Origin of the sequence: Limisphaera sp. VF-2, from assembly GCF_049537125.1 — a bacterium.
Lineage (GTDB): Bacteria > Verrucomicrobiota > Verrucomicrobiia > Limisphaerales > Limisphaeraceae > Limisphaera.
Map to the genome: position 1 here is coordinate 1 of NZ_JBMVQY010000014.1, position 821 is coordinate 821.

Consider the following 821-nt stretch of genomic DNA (forward strand, 5'->3'; position numbering starts at 1 on the left):
AACGACCCATCCGCACCCACCACCCCACCCACCCCCAACGACGTCCCACCCCAAAACGTGTCGTTCGAACGGTTCTCGAGCACGAAGCCCGGTACGTTGGCGACTTCGAAGGTCCGCACGTAGGCGGACGCCATGGGATTCAATTCGAGGTCTTTCAGCGTGGTGCGGACGATCAGACGGTAACGCCCGGGCTGCAATGGACCGTCCACGATCAAACAGGTGGCATTGCTTCCAGATGCGTAAGTCGGAGAAATAGCAACGCTGTAAAACAAATCGTCCGCCGTATCGAAGAGCCCGTCCGCGCCGGCCGCTCTGAGCTCATAGGCCGCCGCATCGTTCACGGTGGCCGGCGCCAGTTCCTCGGAGAACATGAGCGTGAACCGGTCGAGGATATTCGTGGAGGTTGTGCCCTCTGACGGCAACGAATCGCCCACGATCTGCGGCGAGACCACATCCGGCGGAATGCTTTCCTGAATCTGCAGCAGGTACTGGGACGCCAGCCCCGTGGTCGCACCGTTGGCGCGCACGCGTGCAAAGTATCTTCCCGACGCACCGACGGCCACCGTGTGGACCAGGTTCGTAGTGCCCGCGGGCGCAGAGGCCACCACGGCGCCGGCGCTGTCGAGAATCTCCAGAACTGGATCCAACGGGCTACTGGCCGGGCGCCCCAGCGAAAGGCGGATCACCGTGCCCTGCGGCAGATATGACACCAACGCAGACCGTCCTTGCGGCAGATATGCGAGGGCAAACACATCGCCGGGGTCGCCCTGGCGGATGTACCCCAGCAGCCGGGCCCACTGGTTGGTCCCCTGCCGCTCAAA

The 821-nt window shown here is 63.6% G+C and carries 1 protein-coding gene; it reads right to left on the minus strand.

Annotation, left to right across the window (positions count from 1 at the left end; all coding sequences use genetic code 11):
* On the minus strand, positions 1-821 hold an 821-nt coding region (locus tag ACPDIT_RS15150), incomplete at both ends, for an Ig-like domain-containing protein (RefSeq protein ID WP_423444922.1).